18 protein-coding genes and 1 tRNA gene are annotated in these 22,057 nt (G+C 67.3%); 9 read left to right on the top strand and 10 right to left on the bottom strand.

The genetic code is table 11. The features are described 5' to 3' along the window. Positions 1–66 precede the first annotated feature (66 nt). A complete protein-coding gene (locus K2L43_RS14415) occupies positions 67–1,053 on the top strand; it encodes a CobD/CbiB family protein (protein ID WP_088886184.1) in 987 nt (328 codons plus the stop codon). A gap of 65 nt (positions 1,054–1,118) precedes the next feature. Here K2L43_RS14415 and rsgA read toward each other — a convergent pair whose 3' ends face one another. Genes rsgA through K2L43_RS14400 form a run of 3 tightly spaced genes read right to left on the bottom strand, consistent with a single transcriptional unit; the run spans position 1,119 to position 3,740 of the window. Continuing rightward, positions 1,119–2,087, bottom strand: a complete 969-nt coding sequence (gene rsgA / locus K2L43_RS14410; RefSeq protein ID WP_041838880.1) for a ribosome small subunit-dependent GTPase A — start codon at positions 2,085–2,087, stop codon at positions 1,119–1,121. Between the two features lie 4 nt (positions 2,088–2,091). Beyond that, on the bottom strand, positions 2,092–2,430 hold the full coding sequence (locus K2L43_RS14405) for a 4a-hydroxytetrahydrobiopterin dehydratase (protein ID WP_088886185.1): 339 nt from the start codon (positions 2,428–2,430) through the stop codon (positions 2,092–2,094). Further along, positions 2,427–3,740, bottom strand: a complete 1,314-nt coding sequence (locus K2L43_RS14400; RefSeq protein ID WP_172208088.1) for a M48 family metallopeptidase — start codon at positions 3,738–3,740, stop codon at positions 2,427–2,429. The genes K2L43_RS14405 and K2L43_RS14400 overlap by 4 nt, the downstream gene beginning before the upstream one ends. Positions 3,741–3,778: 38 nt before the next feature. Here K2L43_RS14400 and orn point away from each other — a divergent pair, with 38 nt between their 5' ends. Next, positions 3,779–4,357, top strand: a complete 579-nt coding sequence (orn, locus tag K2L43_RS14395; RefSeq protein WP_011806464.1) for an oligoribonuclease — start codon at positions 3,779–3,781, stop codon at positions 4,355–4,357. Positions 4,358–4,639: 282 nt separating this feature from the next. After that, complete coding sequence (locus tag K2L43_RS14390; protein ID WP_220637836.1) at positions 4,640–6,517, top strand: DEAD/DEAH box helicase; 1,878 nt, start codon at positions 4,640–4,642, stop codon at positions 6,515–6,517. A 286-nt stretch (positions 6,518–6,803) separates the two neighbouring features. On the opposite strand, the gene K2L43_RS14385 is transcribed toward K2L43_RS14390, so the two are convergent. The 7 genes from K2L43_RS14385 to K2L43_RS14355 all read right to left on the bottom strand — a co-directional run bounded on the left by K2L43_RS14385 (position 6,804) and on the right by K2L43_RS14355 (position 12,154). Further along, on the bottom strand, positions 6,804–8,039 hold the full coding sequence (locus K2L43_RS14385; protein WP_088886188.1) for a multidrug effflux MFS transporter: 1,236 nt from the start codon (positions 8,037–8,039) through the stop codon (positions 6,804–6,806). A 180-nt stretch (positions 8,040–8,219) separates the two neighbouring features. Further along, complete coding sequence (locus K2L43_RS14380) at positions 8,220–8,708, bottom strand: copper chaperone PCu(A)C (protein ID WP_103737388.1); 489 nt, start codon at positions 8,706–8,708, stop codon at positions 8,220–8,222. 93 nt (positions 8,709–8,801) lie between these two features. Continuing rightward, on the bottom strand, positions 8,802–9,191 hold the full coding sequence (locus tag K2L43_RS14375; RefSeq protein ID WP_103737389.1) for a DUF2946 family protein: 390 nt from the start codon (positions 9,189–9,191) through the stop codon (positions 8,802–8,804). A 77-nt stretch (positions 9,192–9,268) separates the two neighbouring features. Then, positions 9,269–9,934, bottom strand: a complete 666-nt coding sequence (locus K2L43_RS14370) for a Crp/Fnr family transcriptional regulator (RefSeq protein ID WP_103737390.1) — start codon at positions 9,932–9,934, stop codon at positions 9,269–9,271. A 212-nt stretch (positions 9,935–10,146) separates the two neighbouring features. Beyond that, a tRNA-Lys gene (locus tag K2L43_RS14365) sits at positions 10,147–10,222 on the bottom strand. 83 nt (positions 10,223–10,305) lie between these two features. Beyond that, positions 10,306–11,283, bottom strand: a complete 978-nt coding sequence (locus tag K2L43_RS14360; RefSeq protein WP_015914016.1) for a GMP reductase — start codon at positions 11,281–11,283, stop codon at positions 10,306–10,308. A gap of 196 nt (positions 11,284–11,479) precedes the next feature. Further along, positions 11,480–12,154, bottom strand: coding sequence for a TetR/AcrR family transcriptional regulator (locus tag K2L43_RS14355; RefSeq protein ID WP_103737391.1), 675 nt, complete (start codon positions 12,152–12,154; stop codon positions 11,480–11,482). 150 nt (positions 12,155–12,304) lie between these two features. Between K2L43_RS14355 and K2L43_RS14350 the strand changes: the two genes are divergently transcribed. The 6 genes from K2L43_RS14350 to K2L43_RS14325 all read left to right on the top strand — a co-directional run bounded on the left by K2L43_RS14350 (position 12,305) and on the right by K2L43_RS14325 (position 21,840). After that, positions 12,305–13,939, top strand: coding sequence for an acyl-CoA dehydrogenase family protein (locus K2L43_RS14350; RefSeq protein ID WP_103737392.1), 1,635 nt, complete (start codon positions 12,305–12,307; stop codon positions 13,937–13,939). 39 nt (positions 13,940–13,978) lie between these two features. Beyond that, on the top strand, positions 13,979–15,499 hold the full coding sequence (locus tag K2L43_RS14345) for a class I adenylate-forming enzyme family protein (protein ID WP_103737393.1): 1,521 nt from the start codon (positions 13,979–13,981) through the stop codon (positions 15,497–15,499). A 34-nt stretch (positions 15,500–15,533) separates the two neighbouring features. After that, a complete protein-coding gene (locus K2L43_RS14340) occupies positions 15,534–17,918 on the top strand; it encodes a UvrD-helicase domain-containing protein (protein ID WP_103737394.1) in 2,385 nt (794 codons plus the stop codon). Between the two features lie 287 nt (positions 17,919–18,205). Next, positions 18,206–18,808 carry a hypothetical protein gene (locus K2L43_RS14335; RefSeq protein ID WP_234305598.1) on the top strand — a complete coding sequence of 201 codons (603 nt, stop codon included), beginning with the start codon at positions 18,206–18,208 and terminating at the stop codon, positions 18,806–18,808. 161 nt (positions 18,809–18,969) lie between these two features. Further along, the gene (locus tag K2L43_RS14330; RefSeq protein ID WP_255580459.1) at positions 18,970–19,509 is read left to right on the top strand and encodes an OmpA family protein; all 540 of its coding nucleotides are present in this window, start codon (positions 18,970–18,972) and stop codon (positions 19,507–19,509) included. A 180-nt stretch (positions 19,510–19,689) separates the two neighbouring features. Then, complete coding sequence (locus K2L43_RS14325) at positions 19,690–21,840, top strand: PhoX family phosphatase (protein WP_015914011.1); 2,151 nt, start codon at positions 19,690–19,692, stop codon at positions 21,838–21,840. Positions 21,841–22,057: the final 217 nt, after the last annotated feature.

The raw sequence follows: 22,057 nt of genomic DNA, 5'->3' as shown, positions 1-22,057 counted from the left end.
CAGCGAGGCTGCCGCGCTGTCGCCCGTGGTGTTGGGCCTTGTAACAAGCGCCAGTATGATTGCTGCATGAGTTTCTTTGCCATCCTGTTCGCATTGCTGATCGAGCAGGCGAGACCGCTCGCGCGCAGCAACCCCATCCATGCAGGACTGCGTGCCTGGGCGGTGTCGGTGAACCGCAACTTCGATGCGGGGCAGTCGCACCACGGCTGGGTGGCCTGGGGACTGGCCGTGCTGGTGCCACCGCTGGTGGTGTTGGCGGTGCACCTGGCGCTGCTGCACTGGCTGGGGTGGCCGTTCGCCCTGGTCTGGAACGTGGCCGTGCTCTACGTGACGCTGGGTTTTCGCCAGTTCAGCCACCATTTCACGGGGATACGCGACGCGCTGGAGGAGGGCGACGCGGCCGATGCGCGGGCGCGCCTGGCGCAGTGGAAGCAGGTGGAGGTGAGCGAGCTGCCACGCAGCGAGATCGTGCGCCACGTGATCGAGTACTCGGTGATTGCGGCGCACCGTCATGTGTTTGGCGTGCTGGCGTGGTTCTCCATCCTTGCGGCGCTGGGGTTGGGCCCGACCGGGGCGGTGCTCTACCGCCTGGCGGAGTTCGTGTCGCGCTACTGGGGCGCGCGTGCGCGCGAGGCGACGCAGCCGCCCAGCGAGTCGCTGCAGCAGGCCGCGGCCCAGGCATGGACGGTGATCGACTGGCTTCCCGCACGGCTGACGGCGTTGTCTTTTGCCGTGGTGGGCAGCTTCGAGGAGGCCATCGAGGGCTGGCGCTTCCACGCACAGCGCTTCCCCAACGACAACGATGGCGTGGTGCTGGCGGCAACCGCCGGGGCCATCAATGTGCGCCTGGGCGGCGAGGCGCTGCGCAGCCGCGCAGGTGCGCAGGTGCAGCCGGGCTTCGAGGTGGACGCCGACATTGGCGACAGCGACAGTACTCCTGGCCGCGAGCCCGAGGTAGGCCACCTGCGCAGCGTGGTGGGGCTGGTGTGGCGCTCGGTCGTGGTGTGGATGCTGCTGCTGGCCTTGCTCACCTTCGCGCGGCTGCTGGGGTGATGCTCCTTATTTAATAGCTGTCAGCGCATGCTGTATAAGCGCAAAAGCCACTTTTTGCTTCAAACTCAGTAGGGGCTCTCGCTCAACTCCGCGAACAACTCGCCATAGATGCGGTAGCGCTGGGGGCTGATGGCCTGCGCGTCCTGTTCGTCACGCACCTGGGCCTGCACCGCGCACCCGGGCTCGTGCAGGTGGGTGCAGTTGTAGAAGCGACAACCCTCGGCATGGGCTGCGATGTCGGGCATGTAGCGCGCCAGATCGGTGGGCGCGAGGTGGCGCAATCCAAATTCCTGAAAGCCGGGCGAATCGATGAGCGCCGTAGTGCGCTGCGGGTCGATCCAGTACAGCGTGGTGGTGGTGGTGGTGTGGCGGCCCGAATTGAGGGCCTGCGAGATCTCGCCCGTCTGCGCCGAGGCGCCGGGCACCAGCAGGTTGACCAGCGTGCTCTTGCCGGCGCCCGAGGGGCCCAGCACCAGCGTGGTCTTGCCGGCCAGCAGGTGCATCAGCATGTCGCGGTCCACCGCCCCCGATTCGCTGAGTGACAGCGGCAGCACGCGGTAGTGGTGCTGCGTGTCCTGCTCGCCCCCCATATGGCGGTAGGGCCACAGGCGCTCCCAGGCGCGCGCGAACGGCTCGACCAGGTCGCTCTTGTTGAGCGCGATCAACGGCGTGATGCGCGCCGCTTCCGCGGCGATGAGGGCGCGCGCGAGTTGGCTTTCGGAGAACACAGGCTCGGCCGCGATCAGGATCAGCACCTGGTCCAGGTTGGCGGCGAACGACTTGGTGCGCACCTCGTCCTGGCGGTACAGCAGGTTGCGCCGCTCCAGCACCTTTTCGATGGTGCCCTCGTCGCCATGGCCGCGGCCCTGGCCGGGCGCGGCGGGCTGCCACAGCACGCGGTCGCCCACCACGGCCTGGCTCTTCTTGCCGCGCGGATGGCAGATGCGGCGCTCGCCGCCCGCGCTCTCCACCACGCAATGGCGGCCGTGGCTGGCGACCACCAGGCCTTCAAGGCGCGCAGGGGCTTGGGCCATGGGCTCAGGGTGCGAGCAGTGCATCGATGCGCGTCGCGCAATCGATGTCGGTCGCCGAAATGCCGGCCACATCATGCGTGTTCAGGCGCACCACGCAGCGGCCGTAGTGCACCGACAGATCGGGGTGGTGGTCCTGCGCATGGGCAATGAAGGCCACGGCATTCACGAAGGCCATGGTCTCGTGGTAGTTGGCGAAGCGGTAGGTCTTCTCGATGGCGACATCGGCGCCGTCGCCGGACAGTTGCCAGCCCGGCAGATCGACCAGTTTTGCTACTATTTCAGTAGCTGTGAGCGCGCGCCTGGTTTGTGTGGACCAGTCTTTCTTGGGGAACATAGAATTCATGGCTGCAAGGCCACGGGCAGACGCGCCAGGCGCTCCGTGGCGGGAGGGTGGGAGTAGTAGAACTTCGCAAACACCGGATCGGGCGTGAGCGTGGAGGCGTTGTCTTCGTAGAGCTTGAGCAGGGCGGACGCCAGGTCGTCGCCGCTGCTCTGGGCCGCAGCGTAGGCATCGGCCTGAAACTCATGGCGCCGCGAGAGCTGCGCCAGTACGGGCGTGACGAACAGCGTGAACACGGGCGCTGCAAGCAGGAACAGCAGCAGCGCCAGCGCGTCGTTGGGCGCGGCGCCGGGCACGCCCGGCAGCATCAGGTTGGGTTGCACGCCCAGGCCCGTGTAGAACCACGTGCGCGTGGACAGCCAGCCCAACAGCGCAAAGCCCGCCAGGCTGATGGCGAACATGCCGACCAGGCGCCGCGTGATGTGCTTGTGCTTGAAGTGGCCGAGTTCGTGCGCGAGCACGGCTTCCACTTCGCCGGGCGACAGCTGTTTGAGCAGCGTGTCGTAGAACACCACGCGCTTGGCCTTGCCCACACCGGTGAAATAGGCGTTGGCGTGCGCGCTGCGGCGGCTGCCGTCCATCACGAACAGGCCCTTGGCTGCGAAGCCGCAGCGCTGCATCAGCGCGGTGACGCGCGCCTTGAGCGATTCGTCCTCCAGTGGCTGGAACTTGTTGAACAGCGGCGCGATGAACAGCGGGAAGACCACCATCAGCAGCAGATTGAAGCCCATCCACGTGCCCCAGGCCCACAGCCACCACAGCGGTCCGGCGGCACCCATGAGCCACAGGATCAGCGCCGCGATCGGCAGGCCGATCACCGCGCCCAGCAGCGTGGACTTGAGCAGGTCGGCCAGCCACAGGCGCGGGGTCATCTGGTTGAAGCCGAAGCGCTGCTCGATCACGAAGGTCTGGTACAGCGCGACGGGCAGGTCGACGGCACCCCCGATGAGCACGAAGCAGGCCAGCAGCGCCAACTGCTGCAGCATGCCACCGCCCAGCCAGGACAGCAGCGCCTGGTTCAGCGCATCCAGCCCACCCAGCAGCGTCCAGCCCAGCACCACGGCGGTAGTCAGCGCCATTTCCAGCAGGCCGAAGCGCGCCTTGGCAATGGTGTAGTCGGCCGCCTTCTGGTGCGCGGCGAGCGGAATGCGGTGGGCGAAGGCCGTGGGCACGGCGCCGCGGTGCTGCGCCACGTGGCGGATCTGGCGTGTGGCCAGCCACAGGCGCAAGGCAAGGCCTGCGAGCAGCAGTCCGGCGAACACCAGTGTGGTCAGGTGGGATGGCGAGAGGAGGGAGGCGGAAGGAGGCTGCATCTGCGCGCGAGTTTAGGCCATCGGCGACAATTCCCGGCATGTCTGACACTGCCAACCCTACTGTTCCCGCGCTTGCCAAATCCGACCAGAACCTCGTCTGGCTGGACTGTGAAATGAGCGGCCTCAACCCCGAAACCGAACGCCTGCTGGAGATCGCCGTGGTCGTCACCAGTGCCGACCTCACGCTGCGCGTCGAAGGGCCGGTGTTCGCCATCCACCAGGCGGACGCGGTGCTGGACGGCATGGACGCCTGGAACAAGGGCACGCATGGCCGCAGCGGCCTCATTGACAAGGTGCGGGCCTCCACGGTCACCGAGGCCGATGCCGAGCGCGAGCTGCTCGCCTTCCTGTCGCGCTATGTACCCAAAGGCGTGGTGCCGATGTGCGGCAACAGCATTGGGCAGGACCGGCGCTTCCTGGTGAAGTACATGCCCAAGCTGGAGGCGTTCTTCCACTACCGCAATGTGGACGTGAGCACGCTGAAGGAGCTGGCCAAGCGCTGGAAGCCCGAGGCCTACAGCTCGTTCAAGAAGGCGCAGCGCCACACGGCCCTGGCCGATGTGCACGAGTCCATCGATGAACTACTGCACTACCGCACGCATCTGCTGGCCGTTTGATCCCCGTTTGCGGGAAAACCCGAATCGTGCGACAATTGCAGGCTTGCGTGAAAACGACTCCCAAACCCGACTGAAGGTTTGGCCGCATCGCGCAGCCCTTGCGCATCTCCCTTCTCACAATGGGTTGCGGGCCTTGAACGGTTTCCAGCGTTCCAGTGCCTGCGTCAATGACCCACCCGCCCAGCTCTCACTGCTGGTGCAGGTTTCGTTGGATGGTTGATGTTTTGATGAACCACTGACGAAGCCGCCGCGGGTTGCACCCGCGCGCTTCATACATACGACATGACAGACACCATGCACGTGCAGGGCGAGATCGCGCCTGCCCAATCCCCTATGGCCGCTTCGATTGAGGCGCCTGTTTCTCCGACCACCGCCGCGCCCGCTCTGCCCGCCGGCTTCATCGAACTGGGCCTTGCGCCCGAACTGGTGCAGGCTGTGGCCGACCTCGGCTACACCGAGCCCACGCAGGTGCAGACTCGCGCGATTCCCTTGGCCATGGGCTCGGGCGATGACGCGAGCTTCATCGATCTGATGGTCTCCAGCCAGACTGGCAGCGGCAAGACTGCGGCCTTCCTGCTGCCCGTGCTGCACACGCTGATCCGCCAACAGGCCGAGGCCGAAGTCGCCGAGCGCGCCGCTTTCGAGCGCGCCGCCGCCGAGGCGGCCGCGCGTGGCGAGGCTCCCCCGAAGCGCCCCAAGCGCAAGAACCCCACGCAGGCGCGCAACTTCAAGGCGGCGACGCCCGGTGCGCTGGTGCTGTGCCCCACGCGCGAACTGGCGCAACAGGTGGCGCACGATGCCATCGATCTGGTCAAGCACTGCAAGGGCCTGCGCATCGCCAACGTGGTGGGTGGGATGCCCTACCAGTTGCAGATCGCCAAGCTGCAGAATGCCAACCTGGTGGTGGCGACGCCGGGCCGCCTGCTGGACCTGCAGCGGTCGCAGCAGATCAAGCTGGACCAGGTGCAGTTCCTGGTGGTCGATGAGGCCGACCGCATGCTGGATCTGGGCTTCTCCGACGACCTGGCCGAGATCAACCAGCTCACCGCCCAGCGCAAGCAGACCATGATGTTCAGCGCCACCTTCGCGCCGCGCATCCAGCAGCTCGCCATGCGGGTGATGCACGACAACGGCGCGTCGGTGAAGAAGATCCAGATCGACACGCCGCAGGAAAAGCACGCCAACATCAAGCAGATGCTGTACTGGGCCGACAACGCGCAGCACAAGCGCAAGCTGCTGGACCACTGGCTGCGCGATGCCTCCATCGACCAGGCCATCGTGTTCGCCAGCACCCAGGTGGAGTGCGATGGTCTGGCCAATGACCTGCAGCAGGAAGGTTTCAGTGCCGTGGCTTTGCACGGCGCCCTGAGCCAGGGCCTGCGCAACCGCCGCCTGATGGCGCTGCGCAATGGCCAGGTGCAGATCCTGGTGGCGACCGACGTGGCCGCGCGCGGCATCGACGTGCCGACCATCACCCACGTCTTCAACTTCGGCCTGCCCATGAAGGCCGAGGACTACACGCACCGCATCGGCCGTACGGGCCGCGCCGGCCGCGACGGTTTGGCCGTGACCTTTGCCGAGTTCCGCGACCGCCGCAAGATCTTCGACATCGAGGGCTACAGCCGCCAGCAGTTCAAGGCCGAGGTGGTCGCAGGCCTGGAGCCTACCCAGCGCTTCCCGCAAGGCGGCCGCGCAGACTTCGGCGGTCGTGGCGGGCGTGATGGCCACCGTGGCCCGCGCGAGCAGCGCTTTGGCCGCGGCGGCAGCGAGCGCGGCTTTGGTGATCGTGGTGGCTATGGCGACCGTGACCCACGTGGCAGCTTCGGCGACCGTGGCGGCTTCAATGACCGTGGCGGCTTTGCCGACCGCGGCCCGCGCGGCGCAGCCCCCCGCTCTGGCGAAAGCTATGGCGCACCGCGCGGTGGCGATCGTGGCAACAGCTTCGGCGGCCGCCGCGACGGTGAAGGCTATGGCCGCAAGAGCGGGTTTGGCGAAGCCTCCCGGTTTGGTGACGCCGGCCGCCATGGTGGTGGCCGCGGTGACGCTGCAGCACCCCGCGCAGACTTTGGCCGCAAGCCCGCGTTTGCCAAGCCGCAGGGCGCGGGCAAGCCGTTCGTACCCCACGGTGCCGGCAAGCGCCCGGCGCGCAACGACCGCTAAGCCGGCAGCGCGGACCCCATGACAAGCCAGCCCTCTCGTCCAGGGCTGGCTTTTTTATTGCGCGCCAACTCCCCGCGAAACGCACCGGGGCCGCGCAGGAGATCAACAACCCGTTCGTCCGGGCCGGGGCCGTGAACCTCTCGGAAGGCAGGCTATTGCGGCTTGAGGGGTGAGTTGCTGGACGTGGCCGTGCACCGGTCCGGGGCCGGGGAGGTAGACGCAGAAGCTGCACGACTGCGGCGCCAGGGGCGCCGGTCGCCGCGGCACACGGGGCCGCGCGCCGCTCTCAGCCCACGTGCATGGTGTGGCGGCCGATGTCCGGCCAGCGGTGGTGCAGGTAGATCCAGGACACCAGCCCCACCAGCATCAGCAGCAGTGAGGCCGCCGCCAGCGCCAGGGCCGAATGCATGACCAGCGGCGCCACTACGCCCGCCACCAGGCCGTTGGCCGTGGCGCCCACGAATGCCTGCAGCGACGAGGCCATGCCCCGGCGCTGCGGGTACAGGTCCAGCACCAGCAGCGTGACCACGGGCACCATCAGGGCCCAGCCGAACGAGAAAATGCCGATGGGCCACAGCGCCCACGACACATGCGGCGCCAGCGCCAGGTTGGCGCCCAGGTTGAGCAGCGCCATCGCCAGCATGATCACGAAGCCGTGGCGGATCTGGCGCTTGGGCGGGATGCGACCGGCCAGCCGGCCGCTGGCCCAGGCGCCGCCCATGATGCCGGCGATGTTGATCACGAAGAACCAGAAGAACTCCGTGGGCCCCAGGCCCAGCAGCTCACCCAGGAAGGCCGGGGCCGACAGCACGTACAGGAACATGCCGTTGAACGGCACGCCGCTGGCCAGCGCCAGCAGGATGAATCGTGGGCTGGTGCCCAATTCCCAGTAGCCGCGCAGCAGGTGGCCCATGTGGATCGGCTGGCGCTTGTGCACGGGCAGCGACTCGGGCAGCAGGCGCCAGTTGGCCACCCACAGCAGCACGCCCACGCCCGTCAAAAACCAGAACACGCTGTGCCAGCCCAGGTGCACCGACAGCCAGCCGCCCACGATGGGCGCGATGGCCGGCGCCACGCCGAAGAAAATCGTCACCTGCGCCATGACGCGCTGCGCCTGCGTGGGCGGGAACATGTCGCGGATCACGGCGCGCGACACCACAATGCCCGCGCCGGCCGACAGGCCCTGCAGCGCCCGGAACGCTACCAACTGTCCGATGCTCTGCGACAGCGCGCAGCCCAGGGAAGCGAGCGTGAAAACGGCCAGGCCCCACAGCACCACGGGCCGACGCCCGAAGCTGTCGGACAGGGAGCCATGGAACAACGTCATGAAGGCGAACGCGAACAGGTAGGCCGACAGCGTCTGCTGCATCTGCACCGGTGTGGCCTGCAGCGCGCCCGCGATGGCGGGGAAGGCGGGCAGGTACGTGTCGATGGCGAACGGCCCCACCATGCCCAGCAGAGCCAGCAGGATGGCCAGTGCCCAGCGCGGCGCGCGCCACAGGTGTTCCGCGTCAGAGTGCATGGTGTGGGAAATCGGGGGAGGGCGCGCAACGCAGGCGCCGTGCAAAGCGCCGCATTATCGGCCAAGCCCCTCGTCCGCGCCCGCGATGGGTGCGTGTGGAAGCTATGCTATTGATAGCTGTCAGCGCTTGCTGTGCAAGCGCTAGAGGTCTAAAAAGCCTTCAGCCGTACCGGATGAGTCTCAATGGCCGCCGTGCGGCTTGCCATGGCCCATGGCCGGTGCGGCCGTGGCGCTGACGGCGCGCACGGGCGCCTGCAACTCCTGTGTCGTGCGTTGGCCATCCTTGGCTTCGAAAACCAGCGTCAGGGGCACGGTCGAGCCTTGGGCGACGGGCTGCTTCAGGTCCAGCAGCATGATGTGGTAGCCGCCGGGCTTGAGTTCTACGGCCTGGCCGGCTGGCAGGTCCAGCGCGGGCAGCGGGCGCATCTTCATCACGTTGTCCACGAGCTTCATTTCATGGACTTCGGTGACGCCGGCCACCGGGCTGCTGGCGCTGACCAGTCGGGCATCCTGCGCGGCCGTCAGGCGCATGAAGGCGCCGGTGGCCTTCTGTTGCGGCACCGTGGCGCGCACCCAGGCGTCCTGCACGGTGACCTGGGCGTGGGCTGCGCCGGCCACGAGCAGGGTGGCGGCGATGGCGAAGCGGGAGACGAGCGATTGGGAGAACATGAAAAATCCTTGAATAAACGATGGGGCAGGCGGTCAGCGCTGCCGTGGTATGCGAGAAGAGTGAGGGTGCACGGTGGCCCGTGCCCGCCGTTTTCAAAACGGTGCGAGGGCGAGTGGCGCCGCAGGCGGGGCGCGCGGCGGGAAAGGCGCGCGGCTGAGCGCCGGTACATGGGTCTGGCGCACCACATCCGCAGATGGGACATGCGGGAGCTGCTGCAGGCCGCGCCACGGGGGTGCATCCAGAGCGGGCAGCAGGGGCGGCAGGCACAGGGCGCAGTCCAGCGCATGCGCGGGGTCGGAGGCATCGTTGGTGCCCACCGCGCTGTTGCCGGCGGCAACCCAGCGCTCCTCGCCCGAGGCGGTGCAGACGCGCTCTAAATGGCCTGCCTGCACGAAGGGCGCTGCCGTCGCCACGCCCAGCGACACGGCAAAGCACGCCAACAACAGGCGTGCCAGGTGACGGGCGTTGCGCAGGATGTGCATGGTGGGCGCATTATCGGTGGGTGAGGGCGCGCCGGCCAGCCGCCAGCCACCCAAGTTGCGGCCCTGTGGCCAGGGCGTCAGAACGTGCGCGTGCCGGGCGCGGCGAGTTGACGCAGCTGGTGTGCATCGCACAGGCGCCAGGTGCGCCGCTCGCCGCGGATCCAGCCTTTGGCCTGCCACTGGGCGAGCAGGCGGTTCAGCGTCTCGGCGCGGATGCCCAGGCGCGCCGCCAGGTGCCGCTGGCTGGTGGGCAGCTCGACCGGCTCGCCGCCCTCGCTGCACCGCGCCACCAGGTAGGCGGCCAGGCGCTGCTGCGCATTGCTGCTGGTGAGCCAGTCCACCTCGTTCACGCAGTGGTACAGGCGCAGGCTCAGCGATTCCAGCAGCCGCAGCGCCAGCAGCGGGTGGCGCTCGCACGCCGTGCGCAACGCCTGCCGGGGAATGCGCCAGACCCGCGTGGCGCCTTGCGCGCGCGCCGTCATCGGATAGAGCCCGTGCGGCATGAACATGGCCGCCTCGGCCACCCACTGCCCGGGGGTGAAACAGTGCAGCATGCGCTCCTCGCCCGTGGCGTCATAGCGCAGCACTTCCACGGCACCCTGCGCGACCAGCAGGCAGTGGCAGGCGGCTTCGCCTTCGTGGAACAGCGTTTCCCCATCGGGGTGCGTGCGCGCGAGGGCATGCTGGGCCAGATCCTGCAATGCCGGCGCCGGCAAGCCCTGCAGCAGCGCGTTCGCAACCAACAGGCTGCTCGCCTCTCTGAAGCCGCTCTGTTGCGCGTCCGCCGCGCCGCCCGGGGGCCGCGATGGGCGCCAGGGGTGCGATGGGCCTGAATAGGTGGGGAGGAGAAGGCCCGCATCAAGCGGGCGAAGGGGCGGGAGAGCCGGGCTGGCGTGGAGCCCAGATCGCCATGAAAAAAGCCGAATCCGCGCTGCGGATTCGGCTTGGCTGTCTTTGGTGGGCCCTGAGTGACTCGAACACTCGACCAACGGATTAAGAGTCCGCTGCTCTACCAACTGAGCTAAGAGCCCTCTCTTTTCAGAGGTGCCGCGTTGCAGCACAGCCATGGATTATGCACCATTTTTTTGCCTCGCTGCGACGTCGGCCGAAAAATTTACATCAACAGGTGCTCGCCAGCGTTGTCGCCGCCCAGGATCACGTAATTCACCTTGCGGATGTCCATGAGCTTTTTGCCGCCCGAATAGCTGATGGAGCTCTGGATGTCCTGTTCCATCTCGGTCAGGGTGTCCGCCAGCTTGCCCTTGATGGGCTCCAGGATGCGCTTGCCCTCGACGTGCTTGTACTCGCCCTTGTTGAAGTCGGATGCCGAGCCGTAGTACTCCTTGTACAGCTCGCCGTCCACTTCCACGGTCTTGCCGGGCGATTCTTCGTGGCCCGCGAACAGCGAGCCCACCATCACCATCGTGGCGCCAAAGCGCACGCTTTTGGCAATATCGCCGTGGCTGCGGATGCCGCCGTCGGCAATGATGGGCTTGGTGGCCACGCGCGCGCACCACTTCAGCGCCGACAACTGCCAGCCGCCCGTGCCGAAGCCGGTCTTGAGCTTGGTGATGCACACCTTGCCGGGGCCGATACCTACCTTGGTCGCGTCCGCGCCCCAGTTCTCCAGGTCGATCACGGCCTCGGGCGTGCCCACGTTGCCGGCGATCACGAAGGCCGCGGGGATCTTGGCCTTCAGGTACGTGATCATGTTCTTCACGCTGTCGGCGTGGCCGTGCGCGATGTCGATGGTGATGTACTCGGGGCAGATGCCCTCGGCCACAAAGCGGTCCACCGTGTCGTAGTCGGGCTGCTTCACCCCGAGCGAGATCGATGCGAAGCACCCTTGCGCATGCATGTCCTTGACGAATTGCACGTTGTCCAGGTCAAAGCGGTGCATGACGTAGAAGTAGCCGTTCTGCGCCAGCCAGGTGCAGATCTTCTCGTCGACCACCGTCTTCATGTTGGCGGGCACCACGGGCAGGCGAAAGCGGCGCCCGCCCAGCTCCACGCTGGTGTCGCACTCCGAGCGGCTTTCCACGCGGCACTTGCGCGGCAGCAGCAGGATGTTGTCGTAGTCGAAGATTTCCATGAGGTTCCAAGCTCCTGTAGAGGTCGCGCGCGAGGGATTTCGCGGGCGATGGGGCGCTTGGCCTGAAGACCGGTTTCGCGGATGGACCGGTGGCTGCGGCCTCATCGAACCCCGCTGTGCGCGGGCACAAAAAACCGGGCGTCAAGAAACTTGGGCCCGGTGCGCGATTGTAGGTCCTTTGCCCGGCTTGTGGTGCTCACTCGTCCTGCGCTGCGTGCACGCAGGCGATGATGGCGCGGGTGGCGGTGCGCTCGAGCGCCTGCATGTCGGGGCCTTCGGGTGCGGCCATGCAGGCGTGGGCCACCAGACCGTAGAGGAGGGTTTGCGCGCCCAGGGCGGCCGTGGCCGGGCTGTGCCCCTCGGGCCAGTCGTTTGCGGTCTTGATCGCGTGCGCCCAGGCCTGCACGAAGCGTTCGTACATCGCGAGATAGGCCTGCAGGCTGGAAAAGTGGCGCTCCAGCAGGTAGTGCGCGGCCCACTCCCGGGGGGGGCGCTGGTGGCGCGCGAGCACGGCCCGCACGATGGCCTGCACCTTGATGGCCAGCGGCGCGCCTTCGTGCTCGGCGCCTGCGCCGCGCAGTGCCGCCAGCAGCGCCTTGCTGCGCAGGTGCAGGCTCACGCGGGCCAGATCGTCCATGCTGCTGTAGTAATCGTAGAAGCTGCCGATGGCCGTGCCCGCGACGAGCGAGACCTCGCGCACCGTGACGGCGGCGTAGCTGCGCCGCTCCACCAGAACCTGAACAAAGGCCTCGCGCAGGGCGCGCGCGGTGTGGCGCGCGCGCTCCTGCCGCGGCCTGCGACGCGTGCCCGGCGCGGCGGCTGGCGCGCGTTTTCGCGTGGCCTGGTTAGAAGAGGTTCTGGAGGGTTTCATGGACCGTCGAATCCGAACATGTTTCGGGGCTGTGCCGCCTAGAATTTTTCTGTGTTGCCGACGGGTTTGCGGGGGCCTCCCTTGGACCGGCCGGAGCCTGAACAAAACCGCCATCCAGGCCGGGCCCGGGTGGCATTACAGGAGAAGCGCATGTTGGGGATCCACCCGGACAATCAGGTGCCGGAACTCAAAGACTATAACCTCTACACCAGCGACCCGCCGCTGCAGGCTGCGGTGCAGCGCGGCGGCGCGACCTGGCGCACGCAGGAACTCGTGCGCCAGGGTGCCGAGTATGGCGCGGCCGACACCTTGCGCGCGGGGGAAGAGGCCAATACGCACCTGCCCGAGCTGCACATCTATTCACCGACGGGCGCGCGCATCGACGAGGTGCGCTTTCACCCGGCGTGGCACCGCATGATGGCGATCGCCCGGCGCAACGGCATCTGCAACCTGCCGATGTTCGATGCGCGCCCCTCGGCCTGGGTGGCGTATGGCGCGTCGATCTACATGCATTGCCAGGTCGAGGCCGGCTCCACCTGTCCGAGCACGATGACCAAGGCGAGCATTCCCCTGCTGAGAAAAAACGCCCCGCTCTGGGCGCAGCTCGAATCCAAGCTCGCATGTGACGAGTACGACGCGCGCGACGTGGTTTCTCTGGACAAACCCGCACTCACCATCGGCATGGGCATGACCGAGAAGCAGGGCGGCAGCGACTTGCGCACCAATACCACCACGGCCGTGGCCGCCGGCAGTGGCGCCTGGGGCGATGAATACCTGATCAACGGCCACAAATGGTTCTTCTCGGCGCCCATGTGCGACGGGCATCTGGTGCTGGCCAACGCCCTAGAGGGTGGTCTGACGTGCTTTTTCGTGCCGCGCTGGCGCCCGGATGGAACGAAGAACGGCGTGCACATCCTGCGCCTGAAGGACAAGGTGGGCGATCGCTCCAACGGCAGCGGCGAGGTGGAATTTCATGACGCCTGGGGCGTGCGCGTGGGCGAGCTCGGGCGCGGCATTGCCACGACGGTGGAGATGGCCAGCCAGACGCGCCTCGACTGCGCGCTTGCGGGTGCGGGCCTGATGCGCCAGGCACTGGTGCAGGCGCTGCACCATGCGCGCCACCGCTTTGCGTTTGGCAAGGCGCTGGTGGACCAGCCGGCCATGACCGTCCTGCTGGCCGACATGGCGCTGGAGGCGCAGGCCGCGCTTCTGCTGGCGATGGATCTGGCCGAGCGCCATGGCAGCGATGAAGCCGCCGACGTGACGTGGCGGCGCATCCTCACCCCGGCGGCCAAGTTCTGGAACTGCAAGCGCTCGGTGGCCTTCACGGGCGAGGCGATGGAAGTCTTTGGCGGCAATGGCTACGTGGAAACCGGCCCCATGGGGCGGCTCTTCAGGCAGGCGCCGGTCAATTCGATCTGGGAAGGCTCGGGCAACGTGATGTGCCTGGATGTGCTGCGCGCCGTCTCGCGCGAGCCGCAGGCGGCGTTGCAGTTGCTGCAGGACCTGCGCGCGCAGCTGGGCGCAGAGCCACGCGTGGCGGCACGCCTCGATGGCCTGCAGGCCGCCTTGCGCGACCCCGAGCAACTGGCGCGGCGCGCGCGCTGGTTCGCGCAGGAGCTGGTGCTGGTGGCGCAGGCCGCCCTCATGCTGCGCCATGCGAGCGCGCAGGCCGCCGCGGCCTTCGTCGCCAGCCGCTTCGGCGGCGACTGGGGCATGGTGCTGGGCGCCGACTGCGGCACCAGCGATCCGGCGGCGCTGCTGCGTGAAGCCTGGGTCGAGTGAGGGCCTGAAAGAGATTTTCATGCGAGGAGACCCATCAAGATGATCGATTTCGTTTCGGTACTGGACCAGCACGCACGCACGCGAGGCCATGAGCTGGCCTTGCGCGCCGACGGGCGCGACTGGACTTACACGCAACTGGCCGAGCAGACGCGCCGCGCGGCGCACGTGCTGGCCGACGCGGGTGTGGTGGCGGGCGAGCGCATCGCCATCTTCACGCTGAACACGCCGGGGTTCGTGTTTGCGCTCTTCGGCGCGTGGCGCCTGGGCGCGGCCGTGGTACCGGTGAACCACAAGCTGCAGGCGCCGGAGGTGCAGTACGTGCTGCAACACAGCGGCGCGCGCGTGGCCGTGGTCGACGCCGCCCTTGCGCCCGTGGCGCGGCGTGTGCAGACCGGGGTGCGTTGGCTCGCGACGGCGGGTGATGCCGAGGGCTGGGCGTCGCTTGACGCGCTGATGGCTCAGGCCGAGCCATATGGGGCCGAGCACCCCGCGCCGGCGGGCGATGTCCTGGCTGAAGTCCTCTACACCTCGGGCACCACGGGCCGGCCCAAGGGCTGTCTGCACAACCACGCCAATCTGTTCCAGACCGCGGTGTGCGCGGCGGCATCGGTCTCGCTCACGCCATCGGACCGGGTGCTCACGGCCATGCCCATCTGGCATTCGTCGCCGCTCAACAACTGGTTCCTGGGCGCGCTGCTGATTGGCGCCGCCAATGTCCTGCTGCGCGAATACACGCCGCAGGCGTTTGCCGATGCGCTGGTGCGCGAGCGCATCACCTTCACCTTCGGCGCGCCGATCGCCTTGCTCGCGCCGCTGCAGGTGGTGGCTGGCATAGGTGAATATGACTTCGGCGCGATGCGCATGTGGGCCTGCGGCGGCGGGCCGCTGAGCGCCGACAACACCCGGCGCCTGATGGCGGGTTACCGTACCAGCCGCCTGATGCAGGTCTATGGCATGACCGAATCGGGGCCCCTGGGCGCGGTGCTCTATCCCGAGGAGGCCGAGCGCAAGGCGGGCTCCATCGGCCGCTGTGGCAATCCCGGCGTACTGCTGCAACTGCGCCGCCCCGATGGGCGCCCGTGCGCGGCGGGGGAAGTGGGCGAGATCCACCTGCGCAGCGCGTCGATGATGGAGGGCTATCTGGACGATCCGCAGGCCAGCACGGCGGCGTTCACCGAGGACGGCTGGTATCGCAGCGGCGATCTGGCGCGCATCGACGAAGAGGGCTACATGTTCATCGTCGATCGCATGCGCGACATGATCGTGACCGGCGGCGAGAACGTCTACTCCAGAGAAGTGGAAGACGCGCTCTCGGGGCATCCCGATGTGGCGCAAGTGGCCATCATTGGCCGTCCGCATCCGGACTGGGGCGAGACGGTGACGGCTATCGTCGTACCCAAGCCGGGTGTGGCGTTGCGGGAAGATGAACTCAAGCAGTTCCTGGAGCCGCGTCTGGCGCGCTACAAGATTCCGCGCATTTACGAGTTTCGCGCCGAACTGCCCTGCACGCCCAGCGGCAAGGTCCAGAAGCACTTGTTGCGTCACGTAGCGTCCATCTGACACGGGAGCATCCGGGCATTTTTACAATGCCTGGATGTTTCCTGATTCGTCCGTGCCGGCTGTTGCCGCACCCTTGCTCGCCCACCTCAACCCCGAGCAGCTCGCTGCCGTCACGCTGCCCGCGGGCCATGCGCTGATTCTTGCCGGCGCGGGTTCGGGCAAGACGCGCGTGCTCACCACGCGCATCGCCTGGCTGCTGCAGACCGGGCAGGCCTCACCCGGCGGCATCCTGGCCGTCACCTTCACCAACAAGGCCGCGAAGGAGATGCTCACGCGCCTCGCCGCGATGCTGCCGATCAGCGTGCGCGGCATGTGGATCGGCACGTTCCACGGTTTGTGCAACCGCATGCTGCGCGCGCACCACAAACTAGTGGATCTGCCGCAGACTTTCCAGATCCTGGATGCGCAGGACCAGCTTTCGGCCATCAAGCGCCTGCTCAAGGCGTACAACGTTGACGAGGAGCGTCACCCGCCCAAGCAGGTCGCGTGGTTCATCAACGGTTGCAAGGAAGAGGGGCTGCGCCCGGCGGGAGTGCCCGCGCCCAATGAAGAGACGAAAAAGCGCGTGGAGCTTTACCAGCTCTACGAGGCGCAGTGCCAGCGCGAGGGCGTGGTCGATTTCGCCGAGCTGCTGCTGCGCTCGTACGAGCTGCTGCGCGACAACGACCCGGTCCGCGCGCACTACCAGCGGCGCTTCGCGCACATCCTGGTCGATGAATTCCAGGACACCAACCGCCTGCAATACCTGTGGCTCAAGCAGCTCGCTGGCGACGTGGTCGATGGGCGGCTGGTGACCCAGGGCAGCGTGATGGCCGTGGGCGACGACGACCAGAGCATCTACGCCTTTCGTGGCGCGCGCGTGGGCAACATGCAGGACTTCGTGCGCGAGTTCGGCGTGGGCCAGCAGATCAAGCTGGAGCAGAACTACCGCTCCTACTCCAACATCCTGGACAGCGCGAACGCGCTGATCGCACACAATAGCCGGCGCCTGGGCAAGAACCTGCGCACCGAGCAGGGACCGGGGGAGCCGGTGCGCATCCACGAGGCCGAGAGCGACCTGATGGAGGCGCGCTGGCTGGTCGATGAAGTCCGTGCGCTGGCGGCGGGCGGCATGGCGCGCCAGCAGATCGCGGTGCTCTACCGCAGCAATGCGCAAAGCCGGGTCCTCGAATCTCAGCTCTTCAATGCGGGTGTGCCCTACCGCGTCTATGGCGGCCTGCGCTTTTTTGAGCGCGCCGAGATCAAGCATGCGCTGGCCTATCTGCGCCTGCTGGAGAACCCGCACGACGACACCAGCTTTGCCCGCGTGGTGAACTTTCCGCCGCGCGGTATCGGCGCGCGCACGCTGGAAACCTTGCAGGACAGCGCCCGCGCCAGCGGCTGCTCGCTCTGGGATGCGGTCAGCAGCGTGCCGGGCAGCGCGGGCGCGAAGCTCGGCGGCTTCGTTGCGCTGATCGACGTGATGCGCGAGCGCAGCCAGGGGCAGACGCTGCGCGCCATCATCGAGCAGGTCATCGATGAAAGTGGCCTGGCCGCGCACTACCGTCAGGACAAGGAGGGCGAGGACCGGCTGGAAAACCTGCAGGAGCTGGTGAGCGCGGCCGAGAGCTTCGTGATGCAGGAGGGCTTTGGCCGCGACGCGGTGGCGCTGCCGCTTGATGAGCAGATGGCCACGCTCAGCCAGAGCCCGGCGAGTCAGGGGCTGAATCCGGACGTGCCCATTGATGGCACGGCGATTGACGAGCCCACGGGCGAGACGCTCTCGCCGCTCGTGGCCTTTCTCACGCACGCGGCGCTGGAGGCGGGCGACAACCAGGCGCAGGCCGGGCAGGACGCGGTGCAGCTCATGACGGTGCACGCGAGCAAGGGGCTGGAGTTCGATGCGGTCTTCATCTGCGGACTTGAAGAAGGGTTGTTTCCACACGAGAACGCGATGAGCGACCGCGATGGCCTGGAGGAAGAGCGCCGCCTGATGTACGTGGCCATCACCCGCGCGCGCCAGCGCCTGTACCTGAGCCATTCGCAGACGCGCATGCTGCACGGGCAGACGCGCTACAACGTCAAGAGCCGCTTTTTTGATGAGCTACCCGAGGAGGCGCTCAAATGGATCACACCGCGCCAGGCAGGGTTTGGATCTTTTGCTCCTGATTCAGGAGCTGCTCGCGCTTACCAGTCGGGCGCTAGAGGCCAATTTGGCTTCAAGACCGAAGTATTCGCCAGTCCCCCCGTACCCCCGGTCAAGGCGGCGCCGGGCCATGGCCTGCGCGTGGGGCTGGCGGTGTTCCACACCAAGTTCGGCGAGGGCAAGGTGCTGGCCATCGAGGGCGCGGACGCCGACGCGCGGGCGCAGGTGCACTTTCCGCGCCACGGCACCAAGTGGCTGGCGCTGTCGGTGGCCAAGCTCACCATCGTCGAATAAGCGCTCGCCCAGAGATCGCTGCCTTCTGTCTTGCTTATTCAAAAGTAACTTGAAATTTCCCCGACATCGGGAGGCAGCGCGGGCTTCACGCCCAGGGAATGCCGCGTGGGGCTTGAGACGTATGGGGCCAGCGCATGTCCCTCATCGATTTTTCGGGATAACTTTTGATTACAGGAAACCCCGCTGGCACGCATTGCCGCGAATAAATTGCTCCTTGGGAATGAACGCCGCCAGTGCCCTGTGATGCGCGTTCACTGTCAAGCACCACGCAAGGAGTAGAGATGGGGATGGAACAAAGAGGAACCCTGGGTTGGATGGCGGTGGCCATGGCGACGTTGTGGCTCGCGGGCTGCAAGGATCCGGCGGGCACGGCGGCGGTGCAGGCCTCCACACCGACTCCGGCCACGGCTCCACCCTCCGCCACGGCTGCGGCGCCGGCGGCAACAACCACGGCGGCGCCTGCCGCAGCAGCGGTGGTTGCGGCTCCCCCTAGTGCTGCTCCGGCCGCGCCACGCACCTTGCCGCTGGGCGTGCAAGGCGTGGCACCGGCGGGGGTGACGGTGCGCGTCAAGAGTGTGCAGATCGGGGGGGACGCCACGGTGCTGGATGTGAGCATCTCCTTTGCCAACCGCATCACCGATTCCACCATGCTGGCGCTGGCCGATACCTACCTGCAGGACGAAAGCGGCGCGCGCCTTCACGTCAAGCGGCCGGACCACAACCGGGACATCACCATCCGCGAAGGCCAGACCCTGGATGGGCAACTGGTTTTCCTGGGCCGCGTGCTGCCCACCGCGCGCACGCTCAAGCTGGTCTTCAATGACGGCAACGATGGCGACAACATCGTGGCGCCGGGGCTGTCCATGGACCTGCCGCTGCAGGCGGGCTGATGGCGGTGCGGTGTTCGCCAGCCTGGCGGGCTGTCCTGTGGGCCGCGTGCTGCGCCGCCGTGGCCTCAGCGGCGCAACCATTGGAAGTGCGGCGCAGCGGCCAGTCGCTCGCGGCGACGCCCACCCATTTGCAACCAGCGGACGCTGCCCCGCTGACCCAATTGCAGCCGCACGTGACGCATGGCGGCCTGGTGCCGCGCGAGACCGAAACCCGGCTGCAGGCGGCGGCAGGGCCGGCCACGCTGCTGCGCGCGGCCGAGGTGCCGCCGCAGCGGCTGGAGCAGACCCGCGCGCTGCTGGTGGAACTGCAGGCCCAGCCCACGCCCGAGCAGGCCATCTCCATCGACCTGCCTGCCGATGTGTTGTTTGACTTTGACAAGGCCGAGTTGCGCGCCGATGCCGCGCGCTCGCTTGACAAGGCGGCCGAGCTGCTCAAGAGCTACCCCCAGGCGCCCATCGACGTGGTGGGACACACAGACGGCAAGGGGGGCGATGCCTACAACGACGCCTTGTCGCAGCGCCGCGCCGCCGCCGTCGCCGCCGCGCTGCAGTCGCACACGGGGCGGCCGATCGCCACGCGCGGCATGGGCAAGCGCCAGCCTGTCGCGCCCAATACCACGCCGGATGGGCGGGACGATCCCGATGGGCGCCAGCGCAACCGGCGCGTGCAGATCGTGATCGGGGCATTGCCGGTGCGGTAGGGGATGGGGCCAGGGCCCGCGCGTCGCTCAGGCGCTGTGGGCCTGTGTGTCCTCGCGTGTGCACGGAAGGCCCGGTGTGCGAAGCGGTGTCTTGAAGATGTCATGTACACGTCATGCGGGCGCAACAGACGTACTCCAGGATCGCGGGACCTTGATTGCCACTACCGAGTCCAACGACCCATGAACACCACGATCGTTTCCGAGTACGACGACAATGAAATCGTCAACCATTCGTCCAACCAGCACATCGACAGCGTCCTGGCCGCGCGCCTGAGCCGTCGCAGCGCCCTCAAGGGCGGTGTCGGCGCCACTACTGCGGCTCTGCTGGGCGGCGTGAGCCTGAGCGCCTGCGGCGGTGGAAGCGACGATGACGAAACTCCCGCACCCGAGCCGATCCGCCTCAACTTCAATGCCGTCGCCAAGAGCAACGCCGACCTGGTAACGGTACCCGAGGGCTACCAGGTCAGCATCCTGCACGCCCTGGGCGACCCGATCCACTATGGCGACGAGTCCTGGAAGGACGATGGCTCCGAGACGGCCGAGTCCTATGACCGCCGCATCGGCGACGGCCACGACGGCATGTACTACTTCGGCATGTCCGACGACGGCAAGTTCGACCCCAGCCGCTCCGACCGCGGCCTGCTGTGCGTGAACCATGAGTATGTGGTTGCGCCTTATGGTCTGCATCCCACGGGGCGCATCACGGTGGACGGCAAGCGCCCGGCCGAGCAGGTGGACAAGGAAATCCGAGCTCACGGTGCCAGCGTGGTGGAAGTCAAGCGCAAGAGCGGCAGCAACGAGATGGAGATGGTGCGCGGCTCCAAATACAACCGCCGCATCACCTCGGCCACGCCGATGGACTTTGGCGGCCCCGCCGCCGGCAACGCCAAGCTGTTCAACAAGCTCTCGCCGGACGGCAAGCAAGCCTTCGGGATGAACAACAACTGCGCCAACGGCTACACGCCCTGGGGCACCTACCTGACGTGCGAGGAGAACTTCCTGAACGTCATCGGCCGTGCCGCCGGCGACGACGCCCAACGCTCCGCCACCGAAATCGTGGCCCTGAAGCGCTATGGCTTGCCCGAGAACCGCAAGAGCCCTTACCTGTGGGACACCGCCGAGGGCGAGCAGTACCAGCGCTGGAACAGCAAGGTGAGCGCCGCCAGCGCCGCTGAGGACTATCGCAACATCTTCAACACCTTCGGCTGGGTGGTGGAGATCGACCCCTTCCGCCCCGACAGCAAGCCCGTCAAGCGCACGGCGCTGGGCCGCTTCAACCATGAAGGGGCATGGCCAGCACCCGCCAAGGCCGGCGAGCCGATCGTCATCTACTCTGGCGACGATGCGCGCAACGAGTACGTGTTCAAGTTCGTGTCCGATGCCAAGTGGGATCCGAAGGACATCAACGGCGGCGTGGCTGCCGGTGCCAAGTACCTGGACAAGGGCACGCTGTACGCCGCCAAGTTCAACAACGATGGCAGCGGCGAGTGGCTGGAACTGACGTTCGGCAAGAACGGCATCGACGCCACCAACGCGCTGTACCCGTTCGCCGACCAGGCCGACGTGGTCATGCACTGCCGCCTGGCGGCCGATGCCCGCGGCGCGACCAAGATGGACCGTCCCGAGTGGGGTGGCGTGAACCCGTTGAACAACGAGGTGTACATGACCATGACCAACAACTCGCAGCGCACGGCCGCCACGCTGAACGCTGCCAACCCGCGCGTGGGCAACACCAATGGCCACATCATCCGCTGGAAGGAAGAGGGCGGCCAGGCGGGTACCAAGTTCCAGTGGGACGTGTACCTGTTCGGCGCGCGCAGCGACAACAAGCAGAGCGAGAACCTGTCGGGCCTGACCGCCGTGAACGATTTCTCCAGCCCCGACGGCCTGCATTTCGACCAGCGCAGCGCCAATGCCGGCGGCCTGCTGTGGATCCAGACCGACGACGGTTCCTACACCGATGTGACCAACTGCATGATGCTGGCCGCCATTCCCGGCAAGGTCGGTGACGGCGGCAAGGTCACCACCAAGGAGGGCCAGGCCACGATCATGGGCTCCAAGCCCACCGAGGCCACGGTGCGCCGCTTCCTGGTCGGCCCGTTCGACTGCGAGATCACGGGCGTGGTGGTCACGCCCGACGGCAAGACGCTGTTCTTCAACGTGCAGCACCCGGGCGAGGATGCTGAGAAGGCCAACTTCGCCACCAGCACCTTCACCAGCTACTGGCCCGGCAACCAGCCTGGGATCACCAGCAGCCACAAGGGCCTCAAGCGTCCGCGCTCGGCCACCGTGGTGGTGACGCGCAAGGACGGCGGCACGATCGGTATCTAACCGGCTTGCACGGGAGCCGTCTCTCGCCTTGCGCGCAGGACGGCTCCGCGGTACTTCCAACCCGCCTCTGGCGGGTTTTTTCTTGCCTGTTCAGGGCGAGGGCGCGGGTGGAGCTTGTTCGCTGAGGAGCAGTCACCCCAAGCGCAGTGGTTGGCTCGGGGCACGCCCGGGTGCGCCGAAGCGCGGGGACTCGGCCCGCTCCGTCGGACTATCTGGA

The sequence above is a fragment of the Diaphorobacter sp. MNS-0 genome, from assembly GCF_019602835.1.
In the GTDB taxonomy this organism is placed as follows: Bacteria; Pseudomonadota; Gammaproteobacteria; order Burkholderiales; family Burkholderiaceae_C; genus Diaphorobacter; species Diaphorobacter nitroreducens.
Note: the sequence above shows the minus strand (reverse complement) of the source record. Positions and strands in the feature narration are given on the sequence as shown.